Here is a 16,453-nt window from a genome sequence, read left to right as displayed (position 1 = left end):
GCGCCTCCTTACTTGGCTGACTCAAGCGGCATGAATGTCTCGGCAAAAATATCCGGCTGGTAGCCTGCGGCAGCAAACAGATGCTCACGGGATTCGTCGATTGCTGCACGCAGCCTTTCGCTGTCCACGCCCAGCACCTTGCCGCCGCGCTTGACGATGCGACCGCCAATGATGACCGTGTCGACATTGCTGCGTTCGGCCGCGTGTACAACGGTGCCGAATGCGTTGCCTGACGGGTAAAGGTTGATGTCCTGCGCGTTTATAAGGATCAGGTCGGCCTGTTTGCCGGGGGCCAGGCTGCCGACTTTGTCCTGCAATCCGGCACAGGTAGCGCCGTCGAGAGTGGCGGCTTTGAGCAGGCCATGAGCAGGTAGGGTCACCGGATGATGTTCTGCGCCGCAGCAGCGCTGCTGGTGCATGCCCATGACGCGCTGCAGGTAGAACGCCACCCGCATCTCCATGAACATGTCACCGCTGTAGGAGGTTTCGTTATCGACACTCAGCCCCGGGCTGATGCCGTGGCGCTGGGCCGACTGCATGGCGAACATTCCATCTTCAATACCGTAGTGGGCATCTGAACGCGGGCATACGTTGACCCGAACGCCAGCCTCGCGAAGGATTTTCCAGCCGGCGTCCGGCAGCGCTGTGCAGTGGTTGAAGATGTTATCGGGGCGCAGCAGGCCCTCGCGATGCAAACCCTCCAACTCAGTTGCCATGTCCCCGCCAAAAAATTCGGTGATGATCGGCAGCCCCAGACGCCGGGCTTCAGCCCATAGCTCAGGCTCCAGCTGCGCCATCACTGCCAGCGAGAGCAGTGGGTTGTCGCCGTTCTTGACGTATTTTTCCTTCAGGCGCTCCAGGTTGCCGGGCCAGTGGGCTTTGTCCCACTCACCGGAAACTGGCGCACCGGAGGCGTGTACAGATCGGATACCAGCATCAAGTAGCGCCTCTACGGCAGCATCGGAGTGCGCGCCGGTGCGGCTGTTGTGCGAGTTATCGACCACGGTGGTGATACCGGCATCGATGCAACCCAACGCAGTCAGCAGGTTGCCGATATACATGTCAGCCGGGCGATAGTATTTGGCGAAAGAGAAGTGCGTAGCGTTGCAGTAGTCTTCCAGGGTTTCGGCATTCGGATTGATTCGACGCAGTTGCCCTTCCCAAGAGTGACGGTGCGTATCGACCATGCCCGGCATGGCAATCATGCCGGATGCCTCGATAACCATAGCGTCGCCGGCCTCGAGGTTTTCACCTATGGCCGTGATGGTGCTTCCTTCTATAAGGATATCGCCGCGCGCCAGATTACCGATATCGCCGTCCATGCTCAGCACAGTGGCGTTGCGAATAAGTGTGCTAGCGGCCGGAGCGGCCAGGGCCTGCACGATGCTGCGGTTGTATTCAGCCATTTCGGTACACCTCTTCAAATTTCGTTGGAAGAACTGTACGCAAGACGATACTGCGGGAAAAAGATGGTAAAACTGTTTTTATTGTTCAATTTATACGAATAATGAAGCCTTTCCCAATCACTGCTTTGAGGTCGATGACAGTCATGGATCGTATTCAATCAATGCAGATTTTCGTCCGTGTGGCTGAGGCTGCAAGCTTCATCCAAGCGGCGCAGACGCTCTCTTTGCCAGCCTCGACAGTTACCAGCAGCGTTAAGAATCTTGAGAAGTACCTGCAGGTGCGCCTGCTGAACAGAACCACTCGGCGAGTCAGCCTGACGTCTGAGGGGTCACAATATCTGGCGCAATGTCGGGAAATATTGGAGCTAATCGAACACACGGAAACCAGTCTGTCGGATTCCGTAAAACGACCGCAGGGGCGTTTGCGGGTCGATATACCGGGTGGCATTGCACACTTCATCGTCATGCCAAACCTGCAAGACTTTTACAGGCGCTACCCGGATATCTACCTGATGATAGGCGTCAACGATCGGCAGGTTGATCTGGTTCAAGAGGGTGTCGATTGCGTTATTCGTACAGGCGAGCTCGATGACTCAACGCTCGTTGCGCGCCCACTCGGCCGGTTTCGCTGGGTGACCTGTGCGTCTGTAGCCTATCTCGAAAAAAACGGTATTCCGCAAACACCGCAAGATTTGTCTCACCACCGGGCCATCCATTACTTCTCGGGCCGCGCAAGACAAGCAGGTGAAATGCGCTTCGCCCGTGGCACCGAAAAGATCTCAGTCCCGGTGAACGGCACAGCGGCTGTCAACGAGACTGGGCTTTACATCAAAATGTGCCTTGAAGGCTTCGGGCTGGTACAGCTCGCTGAGAACGTGGTCAGCGAGCATCTACGAGAAGGGCGGCTGATCGAAGTGCTTGCTGACTGGCAGCCCGCATCGGTTCCTGTGCACCTGCTATACCCGCATCAGCGCTTTCTATCGCCAGCTGTGAGCGCATTCGCTGACTGGATTGCTGGGTTTGTTCGCGACGATGATTCAGCAGGTTCAAGTTGAACGTTGCGCCCGGCCAGCATGCCGGTGAATGCGCCGGCTACGGAGATTGCGGCTGTGATCAGCAGCGGTGCTGTCCAGCCACCAATCCAGTCGTGCAGTTGGCCCAGCAGCAAGGGGCCTGCGGCTGCCATCAGGTAGCCGACGCACTGCGCCATTCCTGAAAGTGCCGCCGTGTCACCGGCATTTTTTGTGCGCAAGCCGATGAAGGTCAGGCCGAGCATCATGCTGGCGCCAGAGCCGAAGCCCAGGAGCGCGGCCCACAAAATGGCGTAGCCTGGCGCATAAATGAGCCCGATCAGGGATAAGGCGGTTAACAGGCTGACGGTAGCGGCTGCCAGTCTCTGGTCTTTGAGACGGCGAAGTGTGGCCGCCAGAATCAAGCCGGGAATGGCCGTGGTCAGTTGAAGCGTGCCGTGTACCGTACCTGCTTGCTCGGGGGATATTCCATGGTCTATCAAAATGGTCGGCAGCCAGCCGACAGCGACATAAAAAGGCATCGCGTTTAGCCCCATGAACAGCGTGACCTGCCATGCCAGCGGCGAACGCCAGACGGCCACGGTTGGCGCTTCTTTCGAACCGGACAGATTTACGTGTTTGTGTTTTTTCAACTGCGGCAGCCACACCACCAGCGCCAACAACGGGGCTGCGACCAACAAACTCAGTGCAATCGGCCATCCCCATGATTGGGTCAGCGGAATTATCACGGCTGAACCGACAGCGCCTGCTGCGCCCATCGTGATGGAGTAAGCGCCGGTCATGGACGCCATTTTCGTTGAGAAGTCGCGTTTGATCAGGCCGGGCAGCAGCACGTTGCCCAGTGCGATCCCGGTGCCTATCAATATCGTACCGGCGTACAACGCCCAGGCACTGCCTGCGGAGCGGAGCAGGATGCCCGATGAAATGACCAACAGTGCACCAAAAAGCGTGCGCTCGATTCCGTACCTGCGGGCGACCGACGCGCTGAGCGGAGAGAAGGCGGCGAAGGCAAATAATGGAAGTGACGTAAGCAGGCCTAGAGCTGAGGCGCTCAAGCCAAAAGCATTCTGGATCAGCGGCAAAACGGGCGCGATGCTGGTAAAGGGAACGCGCAGGTTCACGGCGATAAGCAGAATGCCTGCGACGAGCGCGATGGCATGCCACTTGTTTTTTGTGTCTGACATATTCTTTATCTGTCCTCTTATAAAGAAGACAACTGTAGAGAACTTCAGAACCGTATAATATAGACATTAAGACACCCGACATCTAAATTATGCCAATCTCAAAAAATGTCGTTACCTCGCCGGAAGATTTCGATTCAGATCTTTTCGCTCAGGCAGCGATTGCCCTAAAGATTGCGCCCGAATTGAGTTACTCAGGTGTCAGCTCGCATGACCACCGTAAAGGTCAGTTGATCCTGTCTTTGCACGGTGCGGTTAGCTGTGAGGTACAAGATGCACTTTGGCTTGTGCCTCCTCAACATGCGGTATGGATCCCAGGCGGCACGCCGCACAGCTGCCGCGTAACCGAGAGCGCCCGTACCTGCTTTCTGTTTGTTGAGCCAGGCGCGGCAGCCATGCCTGAAGCGTGTTGTACTGTTGCCATCACTCCCCTGGTACGGGAGATGATTCTGCATCTCGCTGAACAGGAACCTGCTTACCGTGACGAGAGCAAGACAGCGCGACTGGTTGCAGTGCTGCTTGAGCAGCTTTCCGATGCCCCGCTGAAAGAGCTGCATTTGCCGATATCAGACCACCCCAAGATCAAACAAATCGCCGATACGCTCTTCTCCGATCCAGGCGACCGAACCACGTTGCGCGAGTGGGCCACTCGGCTTGCAACCAGTGAACGAACGCTGGCCAGGCTTGTAGAAAGCACGACCGGGCTGAGCTTCGGACGCTGGCGTCAACAATTGCATTTGATGATCGCACTGAGTCATTTGGCGGAGGGGGTATCCGTTCAACGTGTGGCGGGCATCCTGGGATATGACTCAGTTAATGCATTCATCACGATGTTCAAGAAAGCACTGGGTAAACCGCCTACTCAGTATTTTTCCTCTCTGCGTTAATGCTCCGGTGGCTGATACAGAGCGCCGAGGTTGTAGGGTGATCACTCTACGTCCGCTTCTGGCCGATTCTGCCTCTCACGACTGACCGAAATCGCCCCAATACAGCCAGTGAAAATTGGCGGTGACCGACCAGAATCGGTCGATCGTGAGGTTGAGCCGAGCCCGTTCGGCTACCCCCTACCATTGGCGATTTCGTGGCTTTCCATTCTCACGGGAGCTAGCCGGGGTGCGACTTCGCATTGATGAAAATGCGAGGTCATGTGCATCAGATCGTAGTGTGGCTTCCAATAGGGCCGGTGCTCCTCGATGTATGCGAGGCCCATGCTGCGTAATCGCAGACCGCCAATGAGGATTGTGAGTTATCAATGCATGCCATTACGTGGGTCATTGTTGTTCTCCTTAGTGGCTCATTAGCTTGTCGATGGCACCAGGCTTGTCATGCACGCCGAAGCGCTCAACGATTGTGGCGCTGGCCTCATTGAGACCGAGCACTTCTACCTCGGCGCCCTCGCGGCGGAACTTAATAACCACCTTATCCAGCGCTGCGACGGCGGTGATATCCCAGAAATGCGCCTGCGTGAGATCGATGGTGATCTTGTTGAGCGCTTCCTTGAAGTCAAAAACTTCAGTGAACTTGTCTGCAGAGCTAAAGAACACCTCGCCCATGACGTGGTAAGTCCGATGCGACTCCGTCTCTTCCAGAGTGGTCTTGATATCCAGGTAGTGCCCGACCTTATTAGCAAAGAACAGCGAAGCCAGCAGCACACCTACCATTACGCCGTAGGCCAGGTTGTGAGTGGCCACGACGACCACGACAGTCGCCACCATGACGAGGTTGGTCGACAGCGGATGCTCTTTCAGATTGCGCAGGGAATCCCAGCTAAAGGTACCGATTGACACCATGATCATGACTGCTACGAGTGCGGCCATAGGGATTTTTGAGAGCCATTCTCCAAGAAATACCACCATCAGCAGCAGGAAAACGCCGGCACACAATGTCGAGAGACGGGTGCGGCCACCCGATTTCACGTTGATGATTGACTGGCCGATCATCGCGCAACCCGCCATGCCGCCAAGCATGCCGGCAGCGATGTTGGACACACCCTGGCCTTTGCACTCGCGTTTTTTGTTGCTGGTGGTATCGGTCAGATCGTCGACAATGGTCGCGGTCATCATTGACTCGAGTAAACCCACTACAGCCAAGGCAGCCGAGTACGGGAAAATGATGCGCAGGGTTTCAAAAGTCAGCGGAACTTCAGGCCAGAGGAAGATCGGGAGCGTGTCAGGCAGTTGGCCCATGTCACCGACGGTGCGGATATCCAAACCGAGGTAAATGGCGACGGCAGTCAGCGTCAGGATGCACACCAACGGTGACGGAATCAGCTTGCCGATCTTAGGTACGTATGGGAACAGGTAGATGATCCCGAGGCCCGCTGCCGTCATGGCGTAGACATGCCAGGTGACATTGGTCAGCTCAGGCAATTGCGCCATAAATATCAGAATCGCCAATGCGTTTACGAAGCCGGTGACTACCGAGCGTGAAACAAAGCGCATCAACGAGCCAAGCTTCAGGTAGCCGGCAAGGATTTGAAGTACCCCACAGAGCAACGTGGCTGCAAGCAGATACTGAAGTCCGTGCTCTTTAACCAGAGTAACCATGAGCAGTGCCATGGCGCCGGTAGCCGCCGAGATCATGCCGGGACGACCACCGACAAAGGCGATAACAGCACAGATACAGAAAGAGGCGTAAAGCCCGACCTTTGGGTCAACGCCGGCGATGATGGAAAAGGCGATGGCTTCGGGGATCAGCGCTAGTGCGACCACGATTCCCGCGAGCACATCTCCACGAACGTTAGAGAACCACGTTTTTTTGAGTGATTGCAGCATCAGAATATCCAAGGCAATGCACCGAACGCACACCAGGCGAATGGCGAGCGCGTCGATACGAATTCATATTTTGAGGATTATTTGGCTGTGTGCTTTGGGTGTGAGAACCGGGCATACAGCAGAACGCACCGCGAGCGGAACAGGCGGATACGAGGTATTGCGAGGGGGCCTAGCGCTAAGGCGGCGTAGGCTGCCAGTAGATCGTTTGGAGTACAGTCATGCTGATGTTCCTGTAGCTCAAGGGTAAGACTGCGCAATAAGTATACAATTGAGTGAACTTTGATTGCCACCCGCCGACTCGCTTTGGTCGGTTCGAGTTGAGTTATACCTATTGGCAATCCCGTGCTTGTGTAACGTAGGGTGAAAAGTGCGCCAGCAAAAGCGCACTTTCCTGCGGGATCTACAGCTTAAATTTGGCTACCAACTGGTTGAAGGACACTGCCAGCCTCGAGAGTTCGTGGCTCGAGGCATTTGTCTGATGCGCACCTGTAGCTGTTTGAGCTGACAGGCTTTGAATGTTGACGAGGTTACGATCTACCTCACGAGCAACCTGTGCCTGTTCTTCTGACGCGCTTGCGATAACCAGGTTGCGTTCTGTGATTGCAGCTACACCCTCCGTGATTGACTCCAGAGCAATGCCTGCAGCCTGCGCAAGCTGACGTGTGTTATTTGCCTGGCTCTGACTCTTGGTCATGGTTTCTACTACAGAAGTAGCGCTTGTCTGAGCAGCGTTAATCATCCCCTCGATTTCAATAGTCGATGATTGGGTACGATGAGCTAGAGCCCTTACCTCGTCAGCTACTACTGCAAATCCGCGACCTTGCTCGCCCGCTCGTGCAGCTTCAATGGCCGCATTCAGAGCTAGGAGATTGGTTTGGTCAGCAATCGACCTGATGACCTCAAGCACCTTGCTAATTTCTTTCGTCTGATGAGCAAGCTCTTGAACCTGCGAGCTCGATGAGTTGATTTCCCCAACCATTCCTTCAATCGCTACAACAGCTTCTCCAACCTTACTTTTGCCAGCCATGGCGTCTTGATTGGTTCTTTGCGATATTTCTGCTGTAGAAACGGCATTGCGAGCGACTTCATCTACCGCAGCTGTCATTTCATTCACAGCGGTAGCAGCCTGTTCGATTTCACTGTTCTGCTGAGTAAGACCCCGTGTGCTCTCGTCCGTTACGACGCTCAGCTCTTCTGCTGCCGAAGCTAGCTGATCTGATGCACTGGATATATTTTGAATTGTGCTTCGAAGGCTCGCCTGCATCTCATCAAGGGAGGACAGTAATTTCCCGGTTTCGTCCTGGCTACCTGCGTCAATACGTTGCGTAAGATCTCCACCTGCAATACGCTCTGCAGCCGATACTGCATAGGAGAGTGGCCGGGTAATGAGTCGCGTAATAAGAACACCCAGGCCCATTGCCAGGACGAACGCGATTACCATACCTACAATCATCGTTAGCTTAGAACTTTGAATAAGCGCATCGCTTTCACTTCGGAGATCGTCCGCTTGATCATTGTTAGATGCAATTATCCCTAACATCTCTTTCTCAGCGAAACCGTACTTATCGCTGACGTCTCCTATCAGTTGCAATCTCGCCCTTGGCAAATCCCCCGACATCAAAACATTTGCGAACTGCTCTCCCGCTCTAATATAAGCAGGCCAATCCCGTTCAAAGTTATCACCTAAGGCCTTTTCGTCATCGCGCAGCGGGGTGCTACGATAAATAGCAAATGCTTTCTCTACAGCACGCTGGCGGTCAGACAATGATTTTTGAGTGGTTGCGAGTTCCCCCTCAGCTGCACCACTAGATTTTTGTGCCAGCAACAAGTATAGGTCTCTATTATGATAAATTACTTGCTGCAGGGCCTCATTTACCTTGTTAATTGAAGTTATATTATTGCTAAATACAGATGAAATCGCGTCGCCCAGCCGTGAGTTGCCGTTCATCCCGACGAGCCCAATCGCGATAGTTATCAATGCGCATATCAAGAATGATGTGGACAGTTTTGCCGCAAGGCGCAAGTTCAAAAACCAAGTCATAGAGCTTTCTCTTCATAGGGGAGATATGGTCAACCTTGAGGCGTGCCATTGATCAGGGAAGGTATCGGCAGGCAAGTATGTTTATTGAGCTTTTTTCTCACGCACAGCTCAAATAGATTGCTTTTTATATTTATTACCATAAGCATAGGTGATGTTAATTTTGATAATAATTCGCGCTTCATTTGTTAGGTTTTTTGAATGTCCACTGAGAACAACTTGACAGAGTTAGCTTCTCGCCCATTGAAGGCCGCCTTTCCCAGCTTGGTGCGAAGCAATCTGAATAGCTGATGCCTCTCTGATCCTTTCACTAGATCGAGACAGCTGGGAGTCTGTGGGCGCCAATCCAGCTTAACTACAGGACGTCGGAAAGCGCTGAGTAACCGAAGCAAGCGGAGCGCGCAGGCTGGCACAGCCGAAAGCGTGAAGGACGGACGCCCGCAGGGCCGAGATACAGCGGGACGCGGGAGCTCGGTTTACGACAGCCTGCCCGCGCAAAGCGGCTCGCCAAGAGACGTAAGTCAGTCAGATCTTTCTTGACTCAGTAGCACTATCGTCGCGGGCCGAACACAACGTGAAAAGCAACTACCCTCCTAAAGACAGCCAAATTCCCCCAGACCTCTCACAAGTTCTGGCCTCTATTCAGCCAGGCTTTTGCTGCGCACGGAGATCATTCCACGTAACGGAGCCACAAATGCGTCCGACCGGAGATCGCCTGTGCAACTGCGCAAACGCGCGCTTGTCGGTCTTCATCGCTAGTGTTATAGAGTGCACAGAAGTCTTTGGCTACTACGTTCGCTAGGGGTGTATCAGGCGGCTCAGAACGAATGAAGCCGATGTGAGAAGCACCTACTCCCATCAACTCATAGCCATGTGTTTCTGAAAAGTGACGCGCAACCGCAAAGTTTTTCGCTGGATCCAGATCTGAAGTGAAATAGCCATTCGGAAAAGCCGCAAGTGCCTGGCAAGACTGCTGAACGGGTACCAGGAGAGCTGAAAGGGGCTGCTCTAGAAGAGAAATAGGGTCGTTCTGGTAAGCGATCCACTCCTGCAGGGCCTGCTCATTGAGTGTCAAACCATGAGCGCAAGCATCTTCGAAAGATGTGGCTGCTACCAGGTTCATGAAATTGCGATAGCAAATTGCAAACTCCGCTTTCGTAGTCGGATAGCCTATGTATTCACCCTGCTCGAAGCACTCTGGAGGTAAGCCCGCTACGTCCTGTTCCGATGCATCGTCCATCCCTAAATTATTGCGCGCATGCCCCGAGGTGTAGCGAGCTTGGTGCAGATCATCGAGCGAGATCAGGAGTTTAAAGCCTGGGTGCGCCTTAGCAATGTTACGACGAGCTTCGGTCAGATCGTCAAAGCTAGTAATCCCGCTCACGCCGTACTCATCGCATGTACCTACAGACGGGTTTTCACGCATGCCATTACCGCGAAATTCGATATCCATAAACCGTGGCCTGCTCCATGGTGTTACTGAATTGAGTGAGTAATCCTAAGCGCTCCAGGATCATCATCGGAAGATACGCTTCCAAGCGACAGCTGGCCTTGGATTAACTCCCCATGAATGCCCGATGCTCCTTTTCTTATTGATGAGTGTCCGCCTCCCCAGCGGGATAAAACTCGCCCTCCTTCCCCATGTTTTTCAGCCGTTCGCGCACAATTACCTCAACGCTGGTCACTGCGGTTTGATCGTCAGAGTCGACCAACTGCAAGCACAGGCGTCGGACGTTCTGATCGTGGGTGCCCTCGCTCATTATTTCGTGGGTGAAGACTTGTTTGCCACGCCATAGGCATAGCTGGATATGCGTCCCGCCGAGCCATATTTCGTTGATTGATCTTAGGTCGGTGGTAGCCAGTTGATCGACGGTAATTTTCTTATCCATCGCGCTGTGACTTACCCATGAGTAGATACAAGTAGACTTACAGGCACAGCGGAACGGGAATATGCCTGAAACTTAGATCTGTCTTGCTTGGTGCGTCATTAGGAGAGTCAGCATGCCCTTCAAATATTAGTCGGATGATACTGTGGATACCTCGCCAGTGTACTGCTAAAGACAACTTGAACCCTTTGCATGCGGTGTTATAGGATGAAAAAGGAGATGGCATTCCTCCTTAAAACCGCCTTGTGCTGATGATGCCTACGTGAACCCTAGACAGGGAGCGTAGGTGTGGCTCCCTGTCCCCAATCTAGGACAGGATATGACTTTACCCTTCAAGCGTTTCTTATCTTTCCGCTCCCGCGCAAGCCGGTTGGCCGTTAGTCCACTCAGATCTGATGAGGTGGGCCGGCCATGCTGAAATCACTTGTACTTATCGCCGTTGGCGCTTCACTTGGAGCCTGGTTGCGTTGGCTTTTGGGGATGAAGCTGAATGCTCTGTTTCCTACGATTCCTCCAGGCACTGTGGTCGCGAATATGGTTGGGGGTTACATCATCGGCTTGGCCATCGCCTTCTTGGCTGCATCTCCGACACTAAGCCCAGAGTGGCGTCTCCTGATCATCACGGGTTTCTGTGGCGGGCTTACCACCTTTTCTACATTTTCAGCCGAAACGGTTGCCTTGATTCAGGAAGGCAGACTGCTCTGGGCGCTTGGCTCAATTTCGTTGCACGTCATAGGTTCGTTAGCGATGACCGCTGCCGGGCTTCTGTCCTACCAAATGATTGGTACTCGCTGAGGAGTTAGAAATGAAAGGCTATATGGTCGTTTTCTTCACCCAACAGAACCGTCGCTACCAAGGAAAGATGCTCGGCGAATGGATCGTCGATGTGGCTAAAGAGATGGGGTTACGCGGCGCCACGCTCTGCACTGGAATTGAAGGGTTTGGGCACACCGGCAAACTGCATTCATCACATTTTTTTGAGCTGGCTGATCAGCCCACGGAAATTCGCTTGGCAATCACGGAAGATGAGGCAGCACGGTTGTTCACACGACTGGACTCCGAGGAGATTTCGGTGTTTTTCACTAAGACGCCAATCGAGATGGGCACTCTTGGAAAAACGCCCTCCAGCGCAGCCCCTTCCAAAACTTCGGAGCTATGAACATGAGCTACACAGATATTCCAGCTGGTAACGCCATCCCCGATGACTTTTTCACCGTTATCGAGATTCCTGCAAACCATTCGCCGATTAAGTACGAGGTGGACAAGCCTAGTGGACAGATCTTCGTTGATCGCTTCCTTAGCACACCGATGTTCTACCCGGCCAACTACGGGTTTATCCCGAACACGCTGAGCGAAGATGGTGATCCGCTGGACGTCCTGGTGGTTTGCCCTTACCCGGTATCGCCTGGCGTTGTCATTCGTAGTCGTCCAGTGGGTGTGATGTATATGACGGACGAAGCCGGAGCGGATGCCAAGGTGATTGCAGTGCCTCATGACAAACTCAGTTCTATGTACAGCGACGTCAAGGAGTGCTCAGACCTCCCTGCGTTACTCCTCGCACAGATCCAGCACTTCTTCGAAAACTACAAAGCATTGGAACCGGGTAAGTGGGTGAAGATGGGCCGCTGGGGCAGCGCCGATGAAGCGCGGGAAGAGATTCGCAAGTCGGTAGCTGCGTATATCCCCAAATAGGCTTACTCCAGATTCAATTAGAGCTCTCACGCTGCAGACGGAGGGCTTTTGAGGACGGTCACAACCATTCCGCTTTCGCCAGGATGACAACGGAAAGGTGAAAATCAAAGAATTATCCTACCGGTGCTCCGAAGACCCGGAACACCGGATTTCTACTTCAAAGTTGCGAGCTGCCTGGTAGATGTCGTTAGTTTAAGAATGCAACCCTCCAGTAAAGAAGGCTATCACTACATTTGAAATTGCTTAACCAGCCTGTTCAATTCGACCGCTAGTTTTGTGAGTTCGGACGTTGCAATAGCTGTCTGACTTGAGCCCTCTGCCGCTTGATTTGAAAGATCACGGATACTCACCAGGCTGCGATCTACCTCCCTTGCAACCTGGGCCTGCTCTTCCGACGCGGTCGCAATCAGGACGTTGCGCTCAGTAATATTGTCGATAGATTCGGTAATCTCCACCAACGCGGAACCAGCGCCTTGAGCAGTGTCCAGAGTTTTCTGGGCTTGGGTGTTTGTGTGAGTCATTGCAGACACAGCAGATCCAGTACCTTTTTGAATTGAGCTGATCATCTGCTCAATTTCACTGGTTGATTGCTGAGTACGATGAGCTAATGCTCGGACTTCATCAGCGACTACTGCGAAGCCTCGACCAGCCTCACCGGCACGAGCGGCTTCGATAGCCGCATTCAACGCAAGAAGATTGGTCTGTTCGGCGATAGCGCGTATCACATCCAAAACCTTGCTGATGTCGGTGGCCATTATGGCGAGCCCTTGTACCTCTTGGGATGCGTCTTCAACATTTGCGACCATCAAGCTAATGGCCTGTACGGTTTCATCGACGCGTGCACGGCCAGCCAACGCGGCGGAGTTGGATCGATTGGCTGCTTCAGAAGCTTGCGAGGCATTCCTAGCTACCTCTTCTACCGCTGCACTCATCTCAGTGACGGCAGTTGCTGCCATTTCAACTTCGTTATTTTGACGCAGCATGCCTTTATTTGCGTCTTCGGTGACAGCATGCATTTCTTCAGAAGTCGACGCCAACTGATTGGAGGAATCAGATATCAAAGAAAGGGTATTTCGCAGACCATGCTGCATAGCGCTTAACGCCCGCATGAGCCTGGCCACCTCATCGTGCCCTTGAGCTTCAATAACTCCGGTGAGATCGTTTTTAGCTATGCGCTCAGCAATGGCTAATGATTGACTGATCGGGCTGGTAATACTTCGGGTATACATCAGAGCTAGTGCAATAGCGGCCAAGGTGCTGATCAATATAAAACCACCAACGATCAATTTAGCTTGTTCATAGGTTTGGCTCGCCTCCTCCCCTGCTCGTTTAGCCTTACTATTGTTAACTTCTATCATTCCTTTGATATCGCCCTCAACAGCGTCAGCAGATTGTTTCATCGACTCGCTGGAAAGCTTGACTGCTTCGTCTAAATTTCCAGAAGAAATTAGAGATAGGTATTGATCTTGTAACACCTGATAGCTGGTTAAGCTTTTTGAAAGCTCATCAATTTTCTGCTTGCCCATCGAGGTTACAATAAGCGGTTGCAAATTCGACAGAGAATTCTGAATATTAACTCTAGCCCTCTTCAATTCCTCCAAAGCTTGAGCTTTACGGCTCTCTGGCTCTACGGGGTTTCGCAACCGTGCGTTGCTACCTCTAATACTTACGAACTCCCTGTCAATTACGCCAAGTATGAATATGCTGGGTACGACATTCGTCTCAACGAAGCTTTCAGAATCCTTCAAGCTTGACGCCTGTTTGAGAGCGATGATCCCCAGCGCAATAATCATCAGGCAAAAGAAACCGAAGCACAGAGCCGAGCGTGGAGCAAGGTTGAGTTTGCGCAATATCATAATGAGAGCCTCGTTTGAATTGTCAGCTATGTCGTCACTCGTTAGGCGCGCTTAAGTACCGTTCATCGGGTAGTGCAATGCAACCCGTAAAGGTTGGCTTTATATTCGGAATATTATGTTTCTAGTTGTAACTACCGCAGTGCCATCTCGAATTTCCGAACGAAATAGGATTCGGTAATTTTTTATTTCAGGGATATAAAAACACAAACAGCGCAAAAAATTACAAAGCCGTAACTGAATGACTAGGCATTCTTATTCGTATTTCAGATCTACGCTTTAGCAATCAACCAACGAGATAGTTTTGCACTTGCTTGACGTAAATAGCCGTACCGCGCTCGCGCGCGTCCTTCAACGGTGGCACCACTAGAATGTCGCCCAGTCCTTAAACGGGATGCTCATACTCAACCGAGTCCTGTAGCGCCTAGCCCAAAGCGCAAGCGGAGCGCGCCGGCCCACGACGGGCCAAAGGCTTGAGGATGAACGCCCGGAGGGCCAAAACCTGGCGCAGTCAGGGTTTGGTTCACGCCAGCCGAACCCCGAAGGGGGCAAGCTCAAAGCAGAAGCAATCTGAATATCCCTCGAACTACTATGCAGGAAGGTCGCCGAAGGTCTCGCGAAGTAGGCTTTGCATCACTACAGAGGCAGCGCTTTCGAAAAAATGCTCCTGGCTACTGATGGCGGCTATAAACCGCTAGCGGCCAACGTTGAAGCGCTAGCAGGTGAGTTAAGTGACCCGCTATCGCGGCCTGAGCACATCGACCCATTCATCAAATGGGTGGAGGAGGAGCGCCTGACGTTAGCCCCAACTGTCGAGCTCGTCGATCCGTCCTTGGGCAAGCTAGATTGGCTTACCCTTCCAGGAATTCTCGAGCGTGAGATAGATATGGGGGGGAGCCCGCCGCCATTGTTCGCCATGTTCAATATGCTGAAGAGCGATTTTGTTCTCGCACGGGATTTGGCATGGCGTGCAAGTGATGGAAGCGTTTGGCCGAAAACAGGGCAGTTTGCAGACACTCTCGACTATGCAATGTATGGCCCTGATACCTCGGCACTCATACTGGCGCATCGAACAGCCCTTGTACGCCGCACCATGGTGGTCAGGATGAAGATGTTGACTAACGCTTGAGCTTATAGGCCATTACCGCAAGCGGAGCGCGCCGGCCCTCTGGGCCAGAGGCTTGAGGATGGAAGCCCGTAGGGCCAAAACCTGACGCAGCCAGGGTTTGGTTTACGACAGCCCTACCCCGAAGGGGGCAAGCCCAAACCAGAGACAATGTGAGCCATCCCGGGATCCCGATCTTAACTTTTGAATACTGGCGCGCTTAGAAACTCACTGACAGTCTGATCCGCGTTGATGTAGAGCTCGTTCACGTAGCCTTCGTGCGCGAGCAACAGAACACGTGCTACATCAACATAGTGATCGTAGGTAGTATGCAGGTGAGCGTGGCCCATCTGCGCTTTCAGCACTTCCATTGCAGCGATGTCTTTTACTTCACTAAGCTCACCCAGCAATCCCGACCCAAATCGCTTGATCAAAAACATGGTTGGCCACCAATGCCTGCTGTCATAGAAGCAAACATCAGAGCGCATTTTCGAACCATTGCTTATAGCCCGCACTTTCGCAGCACTGGAGCGAGTCGCTATCATCCTAGGTGTCACAGGCTCCCCAGCGGCATTCAAAAACAGAATCGAAGGTGGGCAAGGCTTACCATACTTTTTGGTGTATAACTCTGCCCTAGGCGGGTAGAGCGTATTCGTATAGTTATCGGCTAAAGCTTTGAGATCACCTTGATGAATCCTGATGGTACGGTGCTTTTTGCCTTTACTAAAATAGATTCGGTATTCAACGGTTTCTTCATCGAACGTCATGTTTTCATGTGGCTGGATATGCCGATTAAAGCCATTGCCCGCATAGGGGAAATCACATAGATCCATAGGGCGCATCGCGGTGCCCAGCGCAAGCATGAACATCGCTACGTAGACCGGGTCATGGAACCCACCAACGAAATCCCTGATCTCCTGGTTAGTGATAAGTGAATAGCTTTGCTTCTGTCGCCAATCACGATCCAAGGCTTTAATGCCTTTACCATCCAATGCAACGCGCGCCTCACGTTTGATATAGCTGAGCAAATCATTGTTCTTAAAATTAGGCTGCCAGGTTTTTAGCTTGAAATTTAAGCAACTAGAATAGCCTTCCGAATCCAACCAGTAAAAGAATCCGTAGACGAGTTTACCCTCATCAATGATCGTAGCTGTACTAGGCTTCAAGGACTGTTTTGCCTGACGCTTAATCGCTCGATGAACCTGCCAATTTTTCAAATCATCGTTGTCTACGAGCGCATGATATTGATAAAGCTCTACCCCTTCATACTTAGCAGTGGTAGACAAATATCGATAGAACTTGGCAATTAAATGGGAGTATCTATTAGATGTGTCCTCGGACTGTGCCGTGACAGCGCGAAGGTAAAGATTAGCATGGCTTAGAAGCACACGCTTTTGCCCGCTTTCCGCAATCAGTATGTAGTGAGTGGTTTCCTTACCCGACAGTGGGCACGCATAGGTAATTAGCTTTCTGGAGATCTCAAGCAT

At 52.6% G+C, this 16,453-nt stretch carries 14 protein-coding genes, 2 pseudogenes and 1 riboswitch; of the genes and pseudogenes, 6 read left to right on the top strand and 10 right to left on the bottom strand.

Annotated features, from left to right (window positions below; translation table 11 throughout):
* Positions 1-8 precede the first annotated feature (8 nt).
* Positions 9-1,406, bottom strand: a complete 1,398-nt coding sequence (locus G9Q84_RS08660; protein ID WP_181643147.1) for an amidohydrolase family protein — start codon at positions 1,404-1,406, stop codon at positions 9-11.
* 143 nt (positions 1,407-1,549) lie between these two features.
* Here G9Q84_RS08660 and G9Q84_RS08655 point away from each other — a divergent pair, with 143 nt between their 5' ends.
* Positions 1,550-2,461: a LysR family transcriptional regulator gene (locus G9Q84_RS08655; protein ID WP_181643146.1), complete on the top strand. Its 912-nt coding sequence runs from the start codon at positions 1,550-1,552 to the stop codon at positions 2,459-2,461.
* Here the strand turns inward: G9Q84_RS08655 and G9Q84_RS08650 are convergent.
* Positions 2,374-3,621, bottom strand: coding sequence for a CynX/NimT family MFS transporter (locus G9Q84_RS08650; protein WP_181643145.1), 1,248 nt, complete (start codon positions 3,619-3,621; stop codon positions 2,374-2,376). The two genes, G9Q84_RS08655 and G9Q84_RS08650, sit on opposite strands and share 88 nt — an antisense overlap.
* 89 nt (positions 3,622-3,710) lie before the next feature.
* On the opposite strand from G9Q84_RS08650, the gene G9Q84_RS08645 reads away from it, so the two are divergent.
* Entirely contained in the window at positions 3,711-4,505 is a 795-nt protein-coding gene (locus tag G9Q84_RS08645) for an AraC family transcriptional regulator (RefSeq protein ID WP_181643144.1), read from the top strand.
* A 179-nt stretch (positions 4,506-4,684) separates the two neighbouring features.
* Here G9Q84_RS08645 and G9Q84_RS29205 read toward each other — a convergent pair.
* The 5 genes and pseudogenes from G9Q84_RS29205 to G9Q84_RS08625 form a co-directional block, all read right to left on the bottom strand.
* Positions 4,685-4,816, bottom strand: a pseudogene (locus G9Q84_RS29205) (DNA mismatch repair protein MutT); the annotation flags it as partial.
* An 88-nt stretch (positions 4,817-4,904) separates the two neighbouring features.
* Entirely contained in the window at positions 4,905-6,392 is a 1,488-nt protein-coding gene (locus tag G9Q84_RS08640; protein WP_181643202.1) for a SulP family inorganic anion transporter, read from the bottom strand.
* A gap of 400 nt (positions 6,393-6,792) precedes the next feature.
* The gene (locus tag G9Q84_RS08635; protein ID WP_181643143.1) at positions 6,793-8,433 is read right to left on the bottom strand and encodes a methyl-accepting chemotaxis protein; all 1,641 of its coding nucleotides are present in this window, start codon (positions 8,431-8,433) and stop codon (positions 6,793-6,795) included.
* Between the two features lie 667 nt (positions 8,434-9,100).
* Entirely contained in the window at positions 9,101-9,883 is a 783-nt protein-coding gene (locus G9Q84_RS08630; protein ID WP_242461404.1) for a DUF4253 domain-containing protein, read from the bottom strand.
* Positions 9,884-10,019: 136 nt separating this feature from the next.
* Positions 10,020-10,319 carry a hypothetical protein gene (locus G9Q84_RS08625; protein WP_181643142.1) on the bottom strand — a complete coding sequence of 100 codons (300 nt, stop codon included), beginning with the start codon at positions 10,317-10,319 and terminating at the stop codon, positions 10,020-10,022.
* A 203-nt stretch (positions 10,320-10,522) separates the two neighbouring features.
* Positions 10,523-10,584, top strand: a riboswitch (Fluoride riboswitch).
* 143 nt (positions 10,585-10,727) lie between these two features.
* Between G9Q84_RS08625 and crcB the strand changes: the two genes are divergently transcribed.
* From crcB to ppa, 3 genes are read left to right on the top strand one after another with little or no spacing between them, the layout of a single operon-like run.
* Positions 10,728-11,111, top strand: coding sequence for a fluoride efflux transporter CrcB (crcB, locus tag G9Q84_RS08620; protein WP_181643141.1), 384 nt, complete (start codon positions 10,728-10,730; stop codon positions 11,109-11,111).
* A 10-nt stretch (positions 11,112-11,121) separates the two neighbouring features.
* On the top strand, positions 11,122-11,475 hold the full coding sequence (locus tag G9Q84_RS08615) for a DUF190 domain-containing protein (RefSeq protein WP_181643140.1): 354 nt from the start codon (positions 11,122-11,124) through the stop codon (positions 11,473-11,475).
* A 2-nt stretch (positions 11,476-11,477) separates the two neighbouring features.
* Positions 11,478-12,008, top strand: a complete 531-nt coding sequence (ppa, locus tag G9Q84_RS08610) for an inorganic diphosphatase (RefSeq protein WP_181643139.1) — start codon at positions 11,478-11,480, stop codon at positions 12,006-12,008.
* Positions 12,009-12,235: 227 nt separating this feature from the next.
* On the opposite strand, the gene G9Q84_RS29995 is transcribed toward ppa, so the two are convergent.
* Positions 12,236-12,964, bottom strand: coding sequence for a methyl-accepting chemotaxis protein (locus G9Q84_RS29995; RefSeq protein WP_477749764.1), 729 nt, complete (start codon positions 12,962-12,964; stop codon positions 12,236-12,238).
* A gap of 129 nt (positions 12,965-13,093) precedes the next feature.
* Positions 13,094-13,864, bottom strand: a pseudogene (locus tag G9Q84_RS29990) (MCP four helix bundle domain-containing protein); the annotation flags it as partial.
* 625 nt (positions 13,865-14,489) lie between these two features.
* Between G9Q84_RS29990 and G9Q84_RS08600 the strand changes: the two are divergent.
* Positions 14,490-14,990, top strand: coding sequence for an LA2681 family HEPN domain-containing protein (locus G9Q84_RS08600; RefSeq protein WP_242461403.1), 501 nt, complete (start codon positions 14,490-14,492; stop codon positions 14,988-14,990).
* 173 nt (positions 14,991-15,163) lie between these two features.
* On the opposite strand, the gene G9Q84_RS08595 is transcribed toward G9Q84_RS08600, so the two are convergent.
* Complete coding sequence (locus tag G9Q84_RS08595) at positions 15,164-16,453, bottom strand: site-specific integrase (protein ID WP_181643137.1); 1,290 nt, start codon at positions 16,451-16,453, stop codon at positions 15,164-15,166.

This window comes from Pseudomonas sivasensis (assembly GCF_013778505.1).
Taxonomy (GTDB): Bacteria; Pseudomonadota; Gammaproteobacteria; order Pseudomonadales; family Pseudomonadaceae; genus Aquipseudomonas; species Aquipseudomonas sivasensis.
Note: the sequence above shows the minus strand (reverse complement) of the source record. Positions and strands in the feature narration are given on the sequence as shown.

Bases quoted from the DNA above. Each gene is read 5' to 3' on its own strand.
- G9Q84_RS08660 (WP_181643147.1), bottom strand. From the start codon at position 1,406: ATGGCTGAATACAACCGCAGCATCGTGCAGGCCCTGGCCGCTCCGGCC.
- G9Q84_RS08655 (WP_181643146.1), top strand. From the start codon at position 1,550: ATGGATCGTATTCAATCAATGCAGATTTTCGTCCGTGTGGCTGAGGCT.
- G9Q84_RS08650 (WP_181643145.1), bottom strand. From the start codon at position 3,621: ATGTCAGACACAAAAAACAAGTGGCATGCCATCGCGCTCGTCGCAGGC.
- G9Q84_RS08645 (WP_181643144.1), top strand. From the start codon at position 3,711: ATGCCAATCTCAAAAAATGTCGTTACCTCGCCGGAAGATTTCGATTCA.
- G9Q84_RS08640 (WP_181643202.1), bottom strand. From the start codon at position 6,392: ATGCTGCAATCACTCAAAAAAACGTGGTTCTCTAACGTTCGTGGAGAT.
- G9Q84_RS08635 (WP_181643143.1), bottom strand. From the start codon at position 8,433: ATGACTTGGTTTTTGAACTTGCGCCTTGCGGCAAAACTGTCCACATCA.
- G9Q84_RS08630 (WP_242461404.1), bottom strand. From the start codon at position 9,883: ATGGATATCGAATTTCGCGGTAATGGCATGCGTGAAAACCCGTCTGTA.
- G9Q84_RS08625 (WP_181643142.1), bottom strand. From the start codon at position 10,319: ATGGATAAGAAAATTACCGTCGATCAACTGGCTACCACCGACCTAAGA.
- crcB (WP_181643141.1), top strand. From the start codon at position 10,728: ATGCTGAAATCACTTGTACTTATCGCCGTTGGCGCTTCACTTGGAGCC.
- G9Q84_RS08615 (WP_181643140.1), top strand. From the start codon at position 11,122: ATGAAAGGCTATATGGTCGTTTTCTTCACCCAACAGAACCGTCGCTAC.
- ppa (WP_181643139.1), top strand. From the start codon at position 11,478: ATGAGCTACACAGATATTCCAGCTGGTAACGCCATCCCCGATGACTTT.
- G9Q84_RS29995 (WP_477749764.1), bottom strand. From the start codon at position 12,964: ATGGCAGCAACTGCCGTCACTGAGATGAGTGCAGCGGTAGAAGAGGTA.
- G9Q84_RS08595 (WP_181643137.1), bottom strand. From the start codon at position 16,453: ATGCTTGAGATCTCCAGAAAGCTAATTACCTATGCGTGCCCACTGTCG.